A 766-nucleotide genomic window follows, 5' to 3' on the forward strand; every position below is an offset into this window, starting at 1 on the left:
TTAGTTGGAGCATTACATGTTGCTATAGCAGGAGTTGTAAAAGTTCCACCCGACACCCATTGATCAGGCTCACAGTTAGAAGCCACCCACCAGTAATAGGTTGTGTTAGGAGTCAGGTCTTCTAAAGTAGCCTCGGTTCCCATAATCCATCCATAGCTACCGTTGATAACGTTTACGGTATTCCATACAACAAAGTATCCTTCAGGCATCGGAACGGCTCCAGTCCATGCTACTGTTGCAGTAGTAGGAGTAAGTTCAGCAGTAACTATATGTGCATTTGTTGGCGGATTACATACTGTAGGCAATGCCGTAGTTGTAAAAGTTCCACCCGATACCCATTGTTCAGGTTCGCAATCAGAAGCGATCCACCAATAGTATGTAGTGCTTGGGGTCAGTTCGGTTAATAATGCATTGGTTCCATCAGTCCATCCATAATCACCATCCATATCATTAACAGTGTTCCATGTTACATAATATCCTTCGGGAGCCGGATTGGCAGCCGTCCATTGCAACTTGGCAGTTGTAGCAGATATCAGTCCGTTGTTCATATTTGTTGGCGGATTACATCCTGTTGGTGTTGTTGCCGGAAGAGTAGTAAACGATCCGCCCTGTACCCATTGCTGAGGCTCACATGCTGAAGCTACCCACCAGTAGTAGGTGGTGTTAGGAGTTAGTTCGCCAATGGCCGCTATAGTTCCCTGAGGAATATATCCGTCATTACCCCCAATTTGGTTTACAGTGTTGTATACATATAAATACCCTTGAG

1 protein-coding gene is annotated in these 766 nt (G+C 45.2%); it reads right to left on the bottom strand.

Annotated elements, in window-relative coordinates; all coding sequences use genetic code 11:
- A partial coding sequence (locus tag ACFSR3_RS08355) for a fibronectin type III domain-containing protein (protein WP_379820565.1) occupies positions 1 to 766 on the bottom strand: 766 nt, incomplete at both ends.

It is taken from the genome of Flavobacterium suzhouense, from assembly GCF_042684765.1.
GTDB lineage: Bacteria > Bacteroidota > Bacteroidia > Flavobacteriales > Flavobacteriaceae > Flavobacterium > Flavobacterium suzhouense.